The 15,610-nt window shown below is 72.5% G+C and carries 15 protein-coding genes; 6 read left to right on the top strand and 9 right to left on the bottom strand.

Going from position 1 to position 15,610, the window contains the following annotated elements; genetic code table 11:
• The first annotated feature begins 1 nt into the window (after position 1).
• From RM788_RS08215 to RM788_RS08205, 3 genes are all read left to right on the top strand, one after another.
• Positions 2-955: an ATP-binding cassette domain-containing protein gene (locus RM788_RS08215; protein WP_315930943.1), complete on the top strand. Its 954-nt coding sequence runs from the start codon at positions 2-4 to the stop codon at positions 953-955.
• Positions 952-1,731: an ABC transporter permease gene (locus tag RM788_RS08210; protein ID WP_315930942.1), complete on the top strand. Its 780-nt coding sequence runs from the start codon at positions 952-954 to the stop codon at positions 1,729-1,731. The genes RM788_RS08215 and RM788_RS08210 overlap by 4 nt, the downstream gene beginning before the upstream one ends.
• 155 nt (positions 1,732-1,886) lie before the next feature.
• Positions 1,887-2,738, top strand: coding sequence for an amidohydrolase family protein (locus tag RM788_RS08205; RefSeq protein WP_315930941.1), 852 nt, complete (start codon positions 1,887-1,889; stop codon positions 2,736-2,738).
• Here RM788_RS08205 and RM788_RS08200 read toward each other — a convergent pair.
• Positions 2,730-3,680 (bottom strand): quinone oxidoreductase family protein, encoded by a 951-nt coding sequence (locus RM788_RS08200; RefSeq protein WP_315930939.1) that lies wholly within the window; start codon positions 3,678-3,680, stop codon positions 2,730-2,732. The two genes, RM788_RS08205 and RM788_RS08200, sit on opposite strands and share 9 nt — an antisense overlap.
• Before the next feature lie 130 nt (positions 3,681-3,810).
• Here RM788_RS08200 and RM788_RS08195 point away from each other — a divergent pair, with 130 nt between their 5' ends.
• A complete protein-coding gene (locus RM788_RS08195) occupies positions 3,811-4,650 on the top strand; it encodes a helix-turn-helix domain-containing protein (protein WP_315930938.1) in 840 nt (279 codons plus the stop codon).
• On the opposite strand, the gene RM788_RS08190 is transcribed toward RM788_RS08195, so the two are convergent.
• Entirely contained in the window at positions 4,581-5,999 is a 1,419-nt protein-coding gene (locus RM788_RS08190; RefSeq protein ID WP_315930937.1) for a helix-turn-helix domain-containing protein, read from the bottom strand. The two genes, RM788_RS08195 and RM788_RS08190, sit on opposite strands and share 70 nt — an antisense overlap.
• A gap of 227 nt (positions 6,000-6,226) precedes the next feature.
• On the opposite strand from RM788_RS08190, the gene RM788_RS08185 reads away from it, so the two are divergent.
• Positions 6,227-7,132 (top strand): helix-turn-helix domain-containing protein, encoded by a 906-nt coding sequence (locus RM788_RS08185; RefSeq protein WP_315930936.1) that lies wholly within the window; start codon positions 6,227-6,229, stop codon positions 7,130-7,132.
• 12 nt (positions 7,133-7,144) lie between these two features.
• Here RM788_RS08185 and RM788_RS08180 read toward each other — a convergent pair whose 3' ends face one another.
• The 3 genes from RM788_RS08180 to RM788_RS08170 all read right to left on the bottom strand — a co-directional run bounded on the left by RM788_RS08180 (position 7,145) and on the right by RM788_RS08170 (position 11,578).
• On the bottom strand, positions 7,145-10,129 hold the full coding sequence (locus tag RM788_RS08180; RefSeq protein ID WP_315930935.1) for an AfsR/SARP family transcriptional regulator: 2,985 nt from the start codon (positions 10,127-10,129) through the stop codon (positions 7,145-7,147).
• A gap of 109 nt (positions 10,130-10,238) precedes the next feature.
• Positions 10,239-10,406: a hypothetical protein gene (locus tag RM788_RS08175; RefSeq protein WP_315930934.1), complete on the bottom strand. Its 168-nt coding sequence runs from the start codon at positions 10,404-10,406 to the stop codon at positions 10,239-10,241.
• Between the two features lie 335 nt (positions 10,407-10,741).
• On the bottom strand, positions 10,742-11,578 hold the full coding sequence (locus tag RM788_RS08170; protein ID WP_315930933.1) for a helix-turn-helix domain-containing protein: 837 nt from the start codon (positions 11,576-11,578) through the stop codon (positions 10,742-10,744).
• Positions 11,579-11,690: 112 nt separating this feature from the next.
• Between RM788_RS08170 and RM788_RS08165 the strand changes: the two genes are divergently transcribed.
• Positions 11,691-12,284 (top strand): NADPH-dependent FMN reductase, encoded by a 594-nt coding sequence (locus RM788_RS08165; protein WP_315930932.1) that lies wholly within the window; start codon positions 11,691-11,693, stop codon positions 12,282-12,284.
• Positions 12,285-12,314: 30 nt separating this feature from the next.
• On the opposite strand, the gene RM788_RS08160 is transcribed toward RM788_RS08165, so the two are convergent.
• The 4 genes from RM788_RS08160 to RM788_RS08145 form a co-directional block, all read right to left on the bottom strand.
• A complete protein-coding gene (locus tag RM788_RS08160) occupies positions 12,315-12,902 on the bottom strand; it encodes an isochorismatase family protein (protein ID WP_315930931.1) in 588 nt (195 codons plus the stop codon).
• Between the two features lie 25 nt (positions 12,903-12,927).
• Entirely contained in the window at positions 12,928-13,377 is a 450-nt protein-coding gene (locus tag RM788_RS08155; RefSeq protein ID WP_315930929.1) for a MarR family winged helix-turn-helix transcriptional regulator, read from the bottom strand.
• A gap of 46 nt (positions 13,378-13,423) precedes the next feature.
• Positions 13,424-14,092, bottom strand: coding sequence for a TetR/AcrR family transcriptional regulator (locus RM788_RS08150; protein WP_315930928.1), 669 nt, complete (start codon positions 14,090-14,092; stop codon positions 13,424-13,426).
• A 542-nt stretch (positions 14,093-14,634) separates the two neighbouring features.
• Complete coding sequence (locus tag RM788_RS08145) at positions 14,635-15,600, bottom strand: phosphotriesterase family protein (RefSeq protein ID WP_315930927.1); 966 nt, start codon at positions 15,598-15,600, stop codon at positions 14,635-14,637.
• Between the last annotated feature and the right edge of the window lie 10 nt (positions 15,601-15,610).

Here is a 15,610-nt window from a genome sequence, read left to right as displayed (position 1 = left end):
CGTGCACACCAGGCAATCGGCGATCACCGCCACCGGGCTGCGCAAGTCCTACGGCGCCAAGGTCGTCCTCGACGGCATCGACCTCGACGTCCCGCAGGGCTCGATCTTCGCCCTGCTCGGCCCCAACGGGGCGGGCAAGACCACGACGGTGCAGATCCTGTCCACCCTCGTCAAGGCGGACGGCGGGCAGGTCGCCGTCGGCGGCCACGACCCCGTCCGCGAACCCGACTCCGTCCGCGCCGCGATCGGCGTCACCGGCCAGTTCTCGGCCGTCGACAACCTCCTGACCGCCGAGGAGAACCTGATCCTCATGGCGGACCTGCACCACCTCGGCAAGGCCGAGGGCCGCCGCCGCGCCGCCGCGCTGCTGGAGCGGTTCGACCTCGTCGACTCGGCGAAGAACCTGGCGTCGACGTTCTCCGGCGGCATGAGGCGACGCCTCGACCTCGCCATGGGCATGGTCGGCAACCCGCGCATCGTGTTCCTCGACGAACCCACCACCGGCCTGGACCCGCGCAGCCGCCGCGACATGTGGCGGATGATCCGCGAGCTGGTGGCGGGCGGCGTGACGATCTTCCTCACCACCCAGTACCTGGACGAGGCCGACCAGCTCGCCGACCGGATCGCCGTGCTGGACAACGGGAAGCTGGTCGCCGAGGGCACCGCTGCGGAACTCAAGCGGCTGGTCCCCGGCGGCCACGTCAGCCTCCGCTTCGCCGACCCGGAGGCGCTCGGCTCGGCCGTCCGGACGTTCGGCGACGTGCCGCGCGACGACGACGCGCTCGTCCTGCGCGTGCCCAGCGACGGCGGCGTGGCGTCCCTGCGCGGCCTCCTCGCGCGGCTCGACGCGGACGCCATCGAGGTCGCCGAGCTGACCGTGCACACCCCTGACCTCGACGACGTCTTCCTCGCCCTCACCGGCAAGCCCCACCACGAGAAGGAACCCGCGACATGAGCACCCACGCCCTCGCCGACTCCGCCACCATGCTCCGGCGGCAGCTCCGGCACATGAAGCGCTACCCGTCGCTCACGTTCATGCTCGCCGGGATGCCGGTCGTCTTCCTGCTCCTGTTCGCCTACGTCTTCGGCGGCACGCTGGGAGCCGGGCTCGGCGGCCCGTCGGGCGGCCGGGCCGAGTACATCGCCTACCTCGTGCCCGGTGTGCTGCTGATGGCCGTGGCGTCCGCCGCGCAGGGGACGGCGATCTCCGTCGCGATGGACATGACCGAGGGCATCGTCAACCGGTTCCGCACCATGGCGATCTCCCGCGCGTCGGTGCTGACCGGGCACGTGCTCGGCAGCCTCGTGCAGACGCTCATCAGCATGTTGATCGTGCTCGCCGTCGCGCTGCTGATCGGCTTCCGGCCCAGTGCCACCCCGGTCGAGTGGCTGGCCGTCATCGGGGTCCTCGTGCTGCTCACGTTCGCGCTCGTCTGGCTGTCGGTCGCGCTGGGGCTGGTGTCCGAGAGCGTCGAGACCGCGAGCAACCTGCCGATGCCACTGGTCCTGCTCCCGTTCCTGGGCAGCGGTTTCGTCCCCACCGACTCCATGCCGACCGGCCTGCGCTGGTTCGCCGAGTACCAGCCGTTCACACCCGTCATCGAGACGCTCCGCGGCCTGCTGGTCGGCACGCCCATCGGCGGCAGCGGCTACCTCGCGGTCGGCTGGTGCGTCGTGATCGCACTGGGCGGCTACCTCTGGGCCAAGAAGCTCTACGCCCGCGCCCGCTGACCGGAATTCTTTGGGGGAGAAGAAAAACGCGCCGGCCACCGACGAGGAACCGGCCGACATCCTCGGCCCGCACCGGCTCCTGCTGACCTGGTAGCGCTGCGCCGAGTGCCGCCCGCGGCTAGCGTGGACCGCAGTCCCACCGGGAGGTCCACACCGTGCTCGACGGGATGCGGCTGGTCGACGCGCACGTCCACGTGCCGCTGCTCGGCACGTTGAAGCGGGCCTGGGTCACCTGGGCGGAGGACTTCGGCGTGGACGGGATCCTCCCCGAAGTCTGGGACTCCGACGGCAGGCCGCGCCCCGACCGCCTGGCGGAGCTGTTCGCGGCACAGGGCGTCGACACCGCACTCCTGTTCTGCGAGTACAGCCCGAAGGCGACCGGAATGCAGGAGTTCGAGGACCTGCTGCCGCTCGTCGACCACGACCCCGCGAGGTTCCGCCCGGTCGCGAACGTCAACCCGCACCTGGACTTCCCGATCGCGGCGGAGGTGCGGCGGCGGCAGCTCGGCCTCGCTGCCGCGGCGCTCAAGCTCCACCCGGTGCACGGCGGTTTCCGCTGCGACGACGCCGCCCTGTACCCGGCGTACCACGTGTTGGAGGAGTCGGGCGTTCCGCTGGTCGTCCACTGCGGAACGAGCTCGTTCCCCGGCTCCTCCAACGAGTACGCCGATCCCGCCTTCCTGATCCCCGTCATCCGCGACTTCCCCGGCCTGGACGTCGTCCTGGCCCACGGCGGCCGCGGCTGGTGGTACGACGCGGCGGCGTTCCTGGCGCCGGCACACGACACCGTCTGGATCGAACTGTCCGGCCTGCCGCCGAAGCGCCTTCCCGAGTACTACCGGAACTTCGACCTCGCCAGGCTCGCCAAGCGGTGGATCTTCGGCACCGACTGGCCGGGCGTCCCCGGCACGGCGGCCAACGCCCGCGCCGTCGCCGCCCTCGTCCCGGACCTGGCGGCCGACGTCCTCGGCGGCAACGCCGCCCGCGTGCACGCCGGTCTACGCTGACACGGAGACCACTTGCTTGCCGACCACGCCACCGCGTTCGAAAGCCTGGTGCGCCAACGCGATCCCGTCGAGCGGGAACACCCCGTCCACCACCGGGCGCAGCGCCCCGGACGCCACGTACCCGGCCACGTCGTCCAGCAGCGCCGTGTCGGGGTTGGCGCTGAACGCCCGGATCCGCCGGGACCCGTGGACGACGGACGCGGCGACCTCCACCAGCCCACCGGGCGACAACCCGACGGTGACCATCCGCCCGCCGGGCGCCAGCCGTCGGCGGAAGCGGTTCAGGTCGGCGCCGACCGCGTCCACCACCACGTCGAACGGCCCGATCGCCTCCGCCGCGGCGGTCCCGTAGTCCAGGACCACGTCCGCCCCCAGGCCGCGGAGGACGTCGGCGTGCCGGTCACGGGCCAGCGCGGTGACGTGCCCGCCCATCGCGTGGGCCAACTGCACGGCCGCCGATCCCACCCCGCCCGCCGCCCCGCGCACCAGCACCCGTTCCCCGGCCGCCACCCGCACGGTGTCGCGCAGCGCGATCAGCGCCGTGACCCCGCCGACGACCAGGGCCGCGGCCTCCACCGACGACAGGCCCTGCGGTGCCGCCCCGAGCCTGTTCGCGGGCACCACCACGTACTCGGCCGCCCCGCCGACGGCGTGCCGCTCGCGGGGGTGCACCGTCCCCCACACCCGGTCGCCGACGGCGAAGCCCTGGACGCCGTCGCCGACGGCGTCGACCACACCCGCGAAGTCCAGCCCGGTCCCGATCGGGAACCGCCGCCCCGACACGATCTTCAACCCCCCGGCCCGGACGATGGTGTCGTGCCCGTTCACGCTGCTGGCCCCGACCGACACCAGGACCTCGCCCGCGGCGGGGGTCGGACGTGCGACCTCGTTGACGCGCAACACGTCCGGCGAGCCGAATCCGGTGATCTGAGCGGCCTTCATGGTGGTTGTCCTCCGCGATCGGTTGTGGTGCCACCGATCCTGGGCCCCCGGCGCGATCGGACGGTCGGCCGGCTTTTCCTGGGACAACCAGACCCACCCTCCGCCACCGCGGGCTCGGCATACTGGACCGGTGACCGACGACGCCCGGCGTGAGCTCGCCGAATTCCTGCGCACCCGACGGACCCGGCTGCGCCCGCAGGACGTCGGCCTGGAACCCGGTCCGCGCCGACGGGTCGCGGGACTGCGCCGCGAGGAGCTGGCGTTGCTGGCCGGGGTCAGCTCGGACTACTACCAGCGCATGGAGCAGGGCCGGGACGTGCGGCCGTCCGACCAGGTCCTCGACGCCCTCGCCCGCGCGCTGAACTTCTCCGCCGAGGAGTCCCGGCACCTGCACAGCCTCGCCGCCTCCGCCCGCACGCCCGCCAAGGCGCCCCGCACCCACGAGCCGGACGACGTGCCCGCCACCACGCTGCGGCTGCTGCGCACGACCGCCTCACCCGCGCTGGTCGTCGGCCGCTTCCTGGACGTGCTGGCCTGGAACCCGCTCGCGGGCGCCCTGCTCAGCGGCTTCACCGACCTGGCGGCGAACCAGCGGAACCTGCTGGCGCTGCTGCTCCACCCGGAAGCCGACCAGGCGTGCCCGGAACGGGCGGCCACGGTCGCCGAGCTGACCGCGATGCTCCGGGCCCAGGTCGCCGCCGAACCGGGCCACCCGCGGGCCGCGGAACTCGTCGGCGAGCTGGCGGTGCGCAGCGACGAGTTCGCCACCCTGTGGGCCCGCCACGACGTGGAGGAGACCACCCGCGGCCGGATGCGCGTCAACCACCCGCTGGTCGGCGAACTGAACCTCGACTGGGACGCCTACCCCATGCCCGGCGCCCCCGGCCCGCTCCTGATCGTCTACACCGCCCCGGAGGGCAGCCCGGACGAGGACCGCCTCCGGCTGCTCACGGGGCTGCTCGCGGGGTGAGGTCCAGCGGCCTTCCTGCCCGCCGTCGTGGCGAGGGTCCGTTCGACGCGGCGCGCCAGGTCGCGCACGTCGTCCATCTTCGGATGCCTGCGCGCGGCTTCGGCCAGTTGCCTGAGCGCGTCGTCCACGCGATCGGAACGAACCGCCCCGACGGCCGCGAGCGCCTCGTCGCCGACCTCCACCGCCTCCCGCGGATCGTCGCGGGTCATCAGGAGAACCGCGAGGTTCGCCCTGGCGAGCGCCTTGCCGCGCGAGTGGCCCTCCGGGAAGCGGATGATCGCCGATTCGAGCCGCTGCCGGGCGTCGTGGTGGTCGCCGCCGCCGAGCGCCAAGTGCAGCAACGCCCTACCGGCGTCGCGCTCCAGGTGGGCTTGGCCGTAGTGCGACAGCCAGGCCGGTTCGGTGCTCGTCGTCGCACCGCCGAACAGGTCTTCGGCCTTGGTCACGGCCGCCCGGCAGTCATCCGCGCGGTGCACGCCGATCAGCCCGAGCGCGCGGGCGTGACGGGTGTGCACCATCGCGCCGACCTTGGGGGACAGGCGATCGGCCCGCACCAACGCCATCTCGGCGAAGCTCAGCGCGTCGTCACTCCGCCCCTGGTGCACCGAGAGGTTGGCCAGGCCGGACAGGGCTTTGGCGCGCATCGACCAGTCACCCGACTCGGTCGCGCAGCCGACCCCGAAGCGGAAAGCCCGCTCGGCGTGGACGTGCAGACCCGCGTCGAAGCAAACGCCCGCTGTCGTGTCCGCCAATTCGGCGACGGCCGAGAACAGGTCGGCGCGGACGGACGCGGTGGCGAACGTCCCCTCCGCCAGTTCCGCGGAGGCCGACAACTGGGCGACGGCCGCACGGGCGGAGAGATGCCCGCCGTACTGGTGGTCCTGGCAGGCGAACAGACGGGCCAGGTGGCGAACGTGGTCGACGTCGGCCTGCCCGATCCGCCGTCCCGCGCCCGTCGCCCCGGTGCCGAACTCGCCCAGGGGATCGGTGAAGGCCAGGCCCGCCACTGAACCGGCCAGCACTCGCAAGAACGCCTTGCGGTCCACGTCGTCCCCTCCTCCGTCGTGTTGAGGGTCTTCTTCCACGATAGCCACGCGAGAACGAGGACTGGCGAAGCCGAGGTCACGGTCCGAGGTCACCTCCAGCACGGCGCGGAGGGCGGCGCGGTAGCCGTGGTTCGGCCAGCGGTGCAGACCCCGTTCGAGCTTGCCGATGTAGTTGTCGTCCATCGCGCCGCCGCGACCGGTCGCCGCCTCGAACAGCGCGTTCGCCCGTTCGGCGAGCTGCCCTTGGGTGAGGTCGGCGGCGTAGCGGGCCGCACGCAACAGGTTGTTCGGAACGGGTGCCACTCGCCCTCGCTGTGTGTTGGCTCGTGTGCTCAGCGTAGCGGCTGATCTGCGGTGCGCCCGTGAAACCACCTGGTTCTCCGGGTGGTTCTCCCGGTGCCGAGCAGTCTTGACCGGCGGGTTTCCCTCCGTTCTCCCCGGACCGGTCTGGAACGAGGCTGGTGGACGGGCGCCCGCGTCGGGTGCCCGTCCACCAGCCGATTCCGACACCGTTGGGAACCGCATTCGTGATGCCACGTGACGACAAGCACCCGTCCGCCCGCCTGTCCAGCGCTCACAGCCGGGAACTCGGCGAGGAGTTGCGGAGGGTTCGGGTAGGTCTCGGGATCAAAGCCTCCACCCTCTGCGAGGAGGTGGGGTGGTCGTCGGCCAAGCTCAGCAAGCTGGAAGGCGGCACACGAGGCGCTTGCGAAGCGGATGTCGCCACGCTGCTGGGCTTCTACCGCGCTGACAAGGCCGTGCGCGCCCGTGTTCTCGAGTTGGTGAAGCAGTCGGACCGCGGCTGCTTCGTGCGCGCGCATCACGACGCCTCACCGGACGACGTGCTGTGCGCGCGGATGCACGAGGCTGTCGCCCGGACGCTCACCTGCTACCAGCCACTGCTGCTGCCGTCGCTGCTGCGCAGCAAGGCGTACGCCGAAGCCCTGCTCGGGCACGCTGGCGCGGGTGGGGAACAGCGTGACTCCCGGCTTGGTCACCTCGCCGCGCGACAGGAGGTGCTGCACCGGGAATCAGCGCCCGAAGCGGTGGTCTTCATCCACGAAGCGGCGCTGCACCTGGTGGTAGGCGGTCCTGCGGTCATGCACGACCAGTGCATGCGCCTCTGCTTCATGGCCGACCGGGCGCGACTCGGTCTGCGCGTGGTACCCATGTCGGCGGGACATCCCGCGCTGCGGTGCTCGGCGACGCTCTTGACCTTCGCCGAGCCGCTGAAGCCGTTGGCCTTCAGCGAGACCGCCACGGCCACGGCGTTCTTCGACGAGGACACCGCCATCGCCGCCGTGCGGCGGAAGTTCGCGGCGCTGGGCGCGATGGCGCTCGGTGTCGAGGAGTCGCGGGCCGTCTTCAGGCGGTGGGCCGTCGCGTACGACACGACGGATCCCCGGTCCGGGACCGTCGCCGCCGCACAGCGGTGAACGCCCTCCCGCTCACGCCAGTTCGTTCGACGCCGACCACACGGCCAGGTGTGCGGCGACCTCCTCCGCCTCCGGGACGCCCAGCTCCTGGTAGACCGCCAGGCTCAGTTCCCAGTGCAGGCGGGCGGCTTCGGGGTCGTTCGGCGCGACGGCGTGGCCGAGGCCGACGTGGGCGCGGGCCTGCTGGTGGCGGTCGCCGATGTCGAGCGCGATCGCCAGTGCCCGCTGGTGGTCGGTCTCGGATGGCAGTCCCGCCGCGCGGTGCGCTTCGCCGAAGTCGTTGAGGACGCTGACCTCCTGGGCGCGGTCGCCGGTCTCGCGGGTGATGGCCAGCGCCTGTCGCAGGTGTTCCAGCGCCTCGGGGTGCCTGCCGGAGTCGCTGAGGACCTGGCCGATGTTCGCGAGCACGTGCCCCTCGCGGTCGCGGTCGGCCAGTTCCCGCATCAGCGCGAGCGCCTCGTGCTGGCAGCGCAGGGCCTCGTCGCGGTTGCGCAGCCGCTGGTGGACGATCCCGAGGTGGATGAGGGTCTCGCCCTCGCTCCACCGGTCGCCGAACTCGCGCATGATCACCAGCGCCTCGTCGCAGTGGCGCAGCGCCTCGTCGTACCGGCCGAGCCGCTCGCAGACCAGCCCGAGGTTGCTCAGCGTCGTGCCCTCGCCGCGCCGGTCGCCGATCTCCCGGTACAGGGCCAGCCCCTCCAGGTGGTGGTCGACCGCTTCGACGTACTGCCCCATCCGGTCGTGCAGCAGACCGAGGTTGCCCAGCACCGCCGCCTCGCCCTTGCGCTCGCCGATCTCCCGGTACAGCGCCAGGGCGTCCTGGTAGTGCTCCATCGCCTCGGGTGTCCGCCGCGCCTGCCAGTGCGCGGTGCCCAGGCTCTTGAGCACTTCGGCCTGGGCGAACGGGTCCGCCAACTCGCGCGCGGCCCGCAGCGCCGCCCGGTGCGTGGTGATCCAGTCGTCCAGCCTGCCGCGGATGAAGTAGAAGCGCCACAACGCCTGCGTCAGCTGCCAGCTGTGCTCCCGCGGCCCGTCGTCGGCCGCCCGCGTCACCATCGCCAGCAGGTTCGCGCGCTCGACGTCCAGCAGCGCCAACGCTTCCCCGCCGTTCGCGGGCTCCGGGGCGTCGGCGGGCGGGTGGACGATCCGCGGCGGCCGCGCGGCGGGACCGAGGTGGGCGCCCGCGGTCGTGGCGAGGTGCAGGTAGTAGTCGGACAGCCGGGCCATGGCCTCGGTACGACCGGCTTCGGGCTCGGTGTCCAGTGCGACGCCCAGGGCGTGCTCGCGCAGCAGGTCGTGGAAGCGGTAGCGGTCGGCCGTCGGCTGTTCGAGCAGGTGCACGTCGACCAGCTCCTCCAGCAGCCGGTCGGCCTCCGCCGCGCGGGTGCCGGTCAGCGCGGCGGCGGCGAACGCGTCGAAGTCGCCGCCGGGCACCAGTCCGAGCAGCCGGAACAGCCGCCGCTGGCCGTCGGTCAGGTGGTCGTAGGACAGCGCGAACGTCGCGGCGACGCTGCGGTCGCCCGCGGCCAGCTCCGGCAACCCCTGCCGCAGCCGCTGGGCCAGGTGCGCCACCGTCCACTTGGGACGGCTGCGCAGCCGCGCGGCGGCGATCCGCAACGCCAGCGGCAGGTGGCCGCACAGCGCGACCACCTCCTCGACGACGGCGGGCTCCTGGTCGACGCGGTCGTCGCCGACCACGGTGCGGAACAGCGAGACCGCGTCCCGGTGCGGCATCAGCTCCAGCGACAGCACCCGCGCCGACTCCAGGTCGACCAGCCGCCGCCTGCTGGTGATCAGCGTCAGCGCGCGGGACGTGCCGGGCAGCAGCGGGCGGACCTGGGAGCTGTCGGCGGCGTTGTCCAGCACGACGAGCGCGCGCCGGGTGGCCAGTTCGGCCCGCCACAGCGCCGAGCGCTCGGCGAGGTCGGCCGGGATGCGGTCACCGGGCACGCCGAGGGCCCGCAGCAGGGTCTCCAGCGCGGTCATCGGGTCCATGGCGGCGCGGTCGGAGGCGTGGCCGTGCAGGTCGACGAACAGCTGCGCGTCGGGGTAGCGGTCGGTCAGCAGGTGCGCCAGGTGGACCGCGAGCGTGGTCTTCCCGACGCCCGCCATGCCGTCGATGGCGTCGATCACCACCGCGGTCGGGGCGCCGGGGTTGGCCGGGATCGCGGCGAGCACGTGCCGCAGCTCCTCCTCCCGGCCGGTGAAGTCGGAGAGGTCGCCGGGCAGGTCGTTGCGGACGACCCTCGCCACCGGCTCGGCCTCGGCGACCCGGCCGCGCAGGATGGCCTCGTGCACGCGCCGCAGCGGGGGGCTGGGGTCGCTGCCCAGCTCCCGGGCCAGCCGCCGCCGCGTCCGGTCGAAGTGCTCCAGCGCGTCGGCCTGCCTGCCCGAGTGGTAGAGGGCGACCATGAGCTGGGCCGCCATCCGCTCGTCGAGCGGCTGCTCGGCGGTCCGCGACCGCAGCGAGGGCAGCACGTCCGCGTGGTCGCCCAGCCGCAGCGCGAGGTCGTTGCGGTCCAGTTCGGCCGCCAGCCGTTCGCGGCCGAGCTGCTCGCGGACCATCGCCACCCACGGGGTGTCCAGGCCCGCGAACGCCTCGCCGCGCCAGAGCCCCAGCGCCCGCTCGTACAGCTCGGGCTCCTCGGTCGCGCGGGCGCGGGCCACCAGGTCGCGGAACAGGTGCAGGTCCACGTCGGTCTCCTCCACGCCCAGGACGTAGCTGCCGGACTTGCGCGTGATCGTGACGAGGCCCGCCAGCGACTGCCGCACGCGGGTCAGGTAGCTGTGCAGCGTCCCCACGGCCCGTTGCGGCGCCCGCTGGCCCCACACCCGGTCGACCAGCTGGTCGACCGAGACGGGTCTGTTGGCGTCCATGAGCAGCGCGGCCAGCACGCACTGCTGCCGGGCGGGTCCGACGTCGATCCGGTGGCCGTCGACGAGGGCTTCGACGGTGCCGAGCATGCGGAGTCGCACGGCTTCGCGTGTGGAGGGCATCGTGATTGGAATAGCGGTTCCGACGTGCGGATTCAAGTGGATCACAAGGATCGTGCACCTTCGGCCCAGCACCCTGGGACGCGTGGCGGCCGAGAAGCGCCGCGCGGGATCAGGACTCGCCGGTAGGAGGAGCGATGACCATGACCAGGATCCGCATCGGATGCGGGGCCGCGGGAGCGACCAGACGGGCGCGGGCGACCACCACCACCGGCACCCGCCCCTGACCCCCGCGGGCCCGCTGACCGGCTACCACCTCGTGGACCACCGGTCCCCGCACGTTTCACACGTCCTCCTGGCTTGGGCAGGCCGTTCCCGCCCGTGGTGACGGGGTGGTGGAGGGGGAGGCGGCGCGGTGGGCAGCGATAGCATTCGCCCATGCGGCCGCGCCGCCGCTGACCGCGCGGACCGGGGTCGTCTTCGACCTCCGGTCCGCACGGCCCTTGACCAGCGCCGCGCACTCGGCCGTCGTCCGGACGGCGGGGTGCGCCGCCGGTTCACCCCGTTACCGGTGGACAGCGCTTTCCGCAGGGCCTGGTGTGACTTGCGCCACCAAACAGGGGTTCGGCTGTTCCGGCAGCGGCCCGATGCAGGAGTCGCGGAGGCCGGGGCGCGTCACGAGATGGACCGCAGCCCGCCGCGGGACCGGTGGCGGAGTTCGTCGACGGCCTGGGCCGTTCCCGCGTCCGCAGGGAGGAAGACGACCAGCTGCTGGGCGTCGTCGGTGAGTTCGAGCGTCTCGCGGAGCAGGCGCAGCCGGTGCCCCTCCGGGTGGTCGAGTTCGAGGACCCCGCGTGGCGGGACCACGTGGCGGTTCAGCCTGCGGGTGAAGTCGAGGCCCGCGGTGGAGGCGAGTTCCGCAGTGAGCCACTCGTGGTTCTCGATGGACGGCCCGAGCCACAGGTCGAACGCCTGCTCGTCCGCGACGCCGTCCCAGTCGGCGAAGAACGTCCGGGCGCGGGGGTCGGTGAACACGTAGCGGGTGACGTTGGGGGCGTCGGTGTCGAGCAGTCCGGTCCCCCTGGTCACCGCCTCGTAGCCGCTGGTGCGGGCGAGGACGTCGCCCAGCCGGTTCGTCACCACGGCGATGCCCGGTTCGAGGAGGCGGAGCGTCCGCAGGACGGACGGTCGCACGTGCAGGCGCGGTGGCGCGGGCGCGGTGTGGGCGGAGCACTCGCCGCCGGTGATCTTCGTGAGGTAGCGCAGGTGGTTGCGCTCCGCGGGGTCGAGGCTGAGCGCGTCGGCGAGCGCGTTCACCACCGCCACCGAGGGGTTGCGGTCGCGGCCCTGCTCGACGCGGGTCAGGTACTCGACGCTGATGCCCGCCCGCGAGGCGAGGTCCGCGCGCCGCAGACCCGGTGACCGGCGGCGGTCGCGCTGGGGGAGCCCCAGCGATTCCGGCTGGAGGCTGTCGCGCTTGGCCCGGATGAAATCCCCCAACGGCGTGCCCATGTCGTGAGCATATGGCGCTGTCCGCCCGTCGTGGAGTGCCCAGGGTGGCCGTGCGGGGGCCAGCCTGGACACGGTCTGGTCGCGGCACGACGAAGGCCGAACCATGGTGGGCATGGAGAACAGGCACAAACTCGTGATCATCATCGGCAGCGTCCGGGAAGGACGGTTCGGCCCGGTCGTGGCCTCGTGGGTCGCCGACCAGGCCGCCCTGCACGGCGCTTTTGACGTGGAGGTCGTCGACCTGGCCGGGATCGACATCCCGTTGGCACTGCCCGCCGCGTCGCCGAAGTACGCGGGCGACGACTACCCCCGCCCGGCCGGGATGGCGGCGCTGACGTCGGCCCTGGAGGGCGCCGACGCGTTCGTCGTGGTGACGCCCGAGTACAACCACTCCTACCCGGCGTCGCTGAAAGCGGCCATCGACTGGCACTTCACCGAGTGGACGGCCAAACCCGTCGCCTTCGTCAGCTACGGCGGCGCGGCCGGCGGGCGGCACGCGGTGCTGCACCTGGAGAACGTGCTGACCGAGCTGCACGCGGTCACCATCCACGACGGTCTGTCGTTCCCGAACTACTTCACCGCGTGGCAGGACGGCCACCCGCTCGACTCCGAAGCACCGGGGTACGCCAAGACCCTGTTCGAGCAGCTGGCGTGGTGGGCCGGTGCGCTCCGGTCCGCGCGGGAGGCCGCCCCCTACCCGGCCTGAAGCAGGCGGTTCGCTGTTGGGACGTGCTGGTCAGGCCCTGGACTTGGCCAGCAGTTCGACGACCTCGTCGGCGGTGCCGGTCTCGCCGAGCAGCGGCAGGACGCGGCGGACGGTGTTGTCGTGGGCGTCGGGATCGATGTCGGTCATGGCGTCGGTGGCCAGGGTGACGTGGTAGCCGTGCTCGTGGGCGGCGCGGGCCGTGGACTCCACGCCGAGGCTGGTGGCCACACCCGCCAGCACGACCTGGGTCACGCCGCGGCGGCGCAGCTGCACGTCCAGGTCGGTGCCGTGGAACGAGCCCCAGTTGCGCTTGGTGACGACGATGTCCTCCGCGTGCCCCGCCAGCTCGTCGACGACGACGTCCCAGCCCTCGGGCGGCACGCCGCCCGCGCGGCCGGACATGTCGGTGCGGCCGGGCGTGGCGTCGGCCCCGTCGGCGGCGGTGGTGAACCGGACCAGCACGACCGGCAGGCCGTGCGAGCGGAACGCGGCGGCGAGGTCGACCGCGCGGGCGATGACCTCCTGGGCGGTGTGCGGTGCGGTGGGGCGGGAGAGGACGCCGTTCTGGAGGTCGACGACCACCAGGGCGGTGTGGTCGTCGAGGGTGGTGAGCGGCATGGACTGTCCTTTCGCGACAGTGGGGTTACGGCCGGGTCAGCCGTTCCAGCAGGGTGATCGCCGTGAGCAGGGTCCGCCGCTCGGCCTCGGAGTAGTGCTCGTGCATCGCGCGGGTCAACCACTCGTCGCCCGCGTTCCGGCTGTCCTCGAACATCGCGAGGCCCGCCGGGCTCAGCGAGACCAGCTGACGGCGGCCGTCGCCGGGGTCCTGGCGGCGTTCGACCAGCCCGCGCTCCTCCAGCACGGCCAGCGTGGGCGCGACCGCCTGCGGGCGGATCCGCTCGGCCGCCGCGAGGTCGCTGGCCGAGGCGTCGCCCTCCTTGCCGAGCCTGCTGAGCACCGACGCCTGGGACGGCGTGAGCCCCTGGTTGTCGGACAGCTCCTTGAACCTGCGGTAGAGCCTGCCGAACGCCACGCGCAGTTCACGCGCCGCGCGGGCGGCGGACTCCGGGACGGCCCGATCGCTCCCTGCCATGCCCGGACCCTAAAGTCTTCAAGTCAGCTTGTGCAAGTCAGCTTGTTCAAGTGGAGTTGGCCACCTGTGCGCGTCTGGGGGCGAGCAGGAGTCCGGTGACCGCGTCCACGAGCGCCTCGCCGACCAGCGTCCAGTCGGCGGGCGTGCCCGTCTCGGCGGCGGTGCGCTCCTGCTCCGCGCAGGTGTGGATCACCGTCAGCCGCATGGCCTGCTCGCGCAGCGCCACCTCGCGCGCCGGGATGTCGGTGACGTGCGCCCACACCGCGGCCAAGCCCTCCTGGAACTGCGGCACCCGGATGAGGTCGGCGCGCGCGTTGTCGGCGAGCGCCGGGTCGGTGGAGATCTGGGGGCCGTAGCGCGCGAACCAGCTCGGTGTGCCGAGGTCGGCCAAGTGCCGCGTGTAGGGCAGGACGAGAGCGGCGACGTGGTCGCGCGGGTCGGTCGAACCGCGGGTCTCCTCCGCCATCCGCCAGGTGTGGCAGGCGATGGGGTCGGTGTGCGAGCGCGTGATGGCGCGGATGAGGTCGGCGCGGGTCCCGACGTGGTAGGTCAGCGCGGAGTTGTTGGCCTGGCCCGCCGCGTCGACGATCTGGCGGTTGGAGACCTGAGCGAGGCCGAGTTCGGCGTACAGGCGCTCGGCGGTGCGCAGCAGCAGTTCGCGGGTGGCTCCCGCCTGCTCCCGGCGGGGCGGCTGCGCCGGGTTGTCGGTGCTCATGGGGATCATCATCGCGGTACGTCGGGGCGCTGCGGATGGTTGCCCGGCGTGTGCCCGTTTGCCTTGCGGGGAGCCGGTGGCTGGCGACCGGGTACGAGGGCGTCGAGGTCGTTCTGGGGGATCCTCGGTTCAGCCGTGCGGCGGCCGCGGGTCGTGATGAGCCGCGGCCGTCGGTGGGTGTGGGGCGTTGTGGCGGAGCCCGGCCCCCGTGCGCGCGATTGTCTCAATGCACCACCCCCGTTTGTCAAGGCGGAAAAGATGCCTTGACAAACGGGGGTGGTGCAGGAGGGCGCTGTGTATCGGGGGCAGGGGGAGGTCTGGCTCCGCCAGCATCGGGCGTTGCCCGACAGGGCACCTCGCTGCGCGTCGGTAGGGCATCGGGCGTTGCCCGACGGGGCATCCTCGCTGCGCGTTGGACAGGGCATCAGGCTGCGCCTGACCAGGGCACCTCGCTGTGCGTCGGTAGGACGGCGGGCGCTCCGCGCCGGATGCGAGGGGGCGGCTGCGCCGAGGTGTTGGTGGTGGGCCTTGCTTTTCGTCGGTCAGGTGCCGGTGAGGATGTGGCGGGGGTTGTCGATGAGCATCTGGTCGATCTGGTTCTGGGTGGTGCCGCGTTCCAGGAGGGCTGGGATCACTTCGTCGTGCAGGTGGGTGAAGCGCCAGCGGGGGAGTAGTTCGCGTTTGACCTCGACGTCGAAGTTGTGGGTGAAGCAGGCGGCGTCGTGGGAGAGGACGATGCGTTCGGCGTAGCCCTCGGCGCAGAGCGAGGCGACGGTGGCGACGCGGTCTTCGAAGGGGAGCATGAGGTCCAGGCCGAAGCGGTCCATGCCGATGTAGGAGCCGGCGTCCATGAGTTTGCGCAGGTACACCAAGTCCGTGGTGTCGCCGGAGTGGCCGATCACGACGTGTTCCAGGTCGACGCCCTCCTCGCGGAAGATGGCCTGCTGTTCCAGGCCGCGTTCGGTGAGGGCGTGGGTGTGGGTGGAGATGGGGACGCCGGTGGCGAGGTGGGTGCGGGCGACGGCGCGCAGGACGCGGTCGACGCCCTCGGTGACGCCGGCGCGGTCGGTGGCGCACTTGAGGATGGCGGCCTTGACGCCGGTGTCGCCGATGCCCTTGGTGATGTCGCGGGTGAAGAACTCCGTGAGGAGTTCGGGGCCGTCGACGAGTTTGCCCGGACCGCGGAAGCGGAAGAACATCGGCACGTCGTCGTAGGTGTAGAGGCCGGTGGCGGCGAGGATCTGCACGTCGACCTGCTTGGCGACCTCGACGACGCGGGAGACGTTGCGGCCGAGACCCAGGACGGTGAGGTCGACGATCGTGCGAACGCCGCGGGAAGCGACGTCCTGGAGCTTCTGGCGGGCGTCCGCCATCCGCTCCTCCTCGTCCCAGCGGCCGGGGTAGTTCGACTCGATCTCCTGGTCGAGGACGAACACGTGCTCGTGCATCAGGGTCTGACCGAGGTCATCGGCGTCGATCGGGCCGAGGACGGATTCGACTGCGGGCATCGCTGGGGAC

The organism is Umezawaea sp. Da 62-37 (assembly GCF_032460545.1).
Lineage (GTDB): Bacteria > Actinomycetota > Actinomycetes > Mycobacteriales > Pseudonocardiaceae > Umezawaea.
The sequence above is the reverse complement of the archived record's forward strand: the minus strand, read 5'-3'. Positions and strand labels throughout refer to the sequence as shown.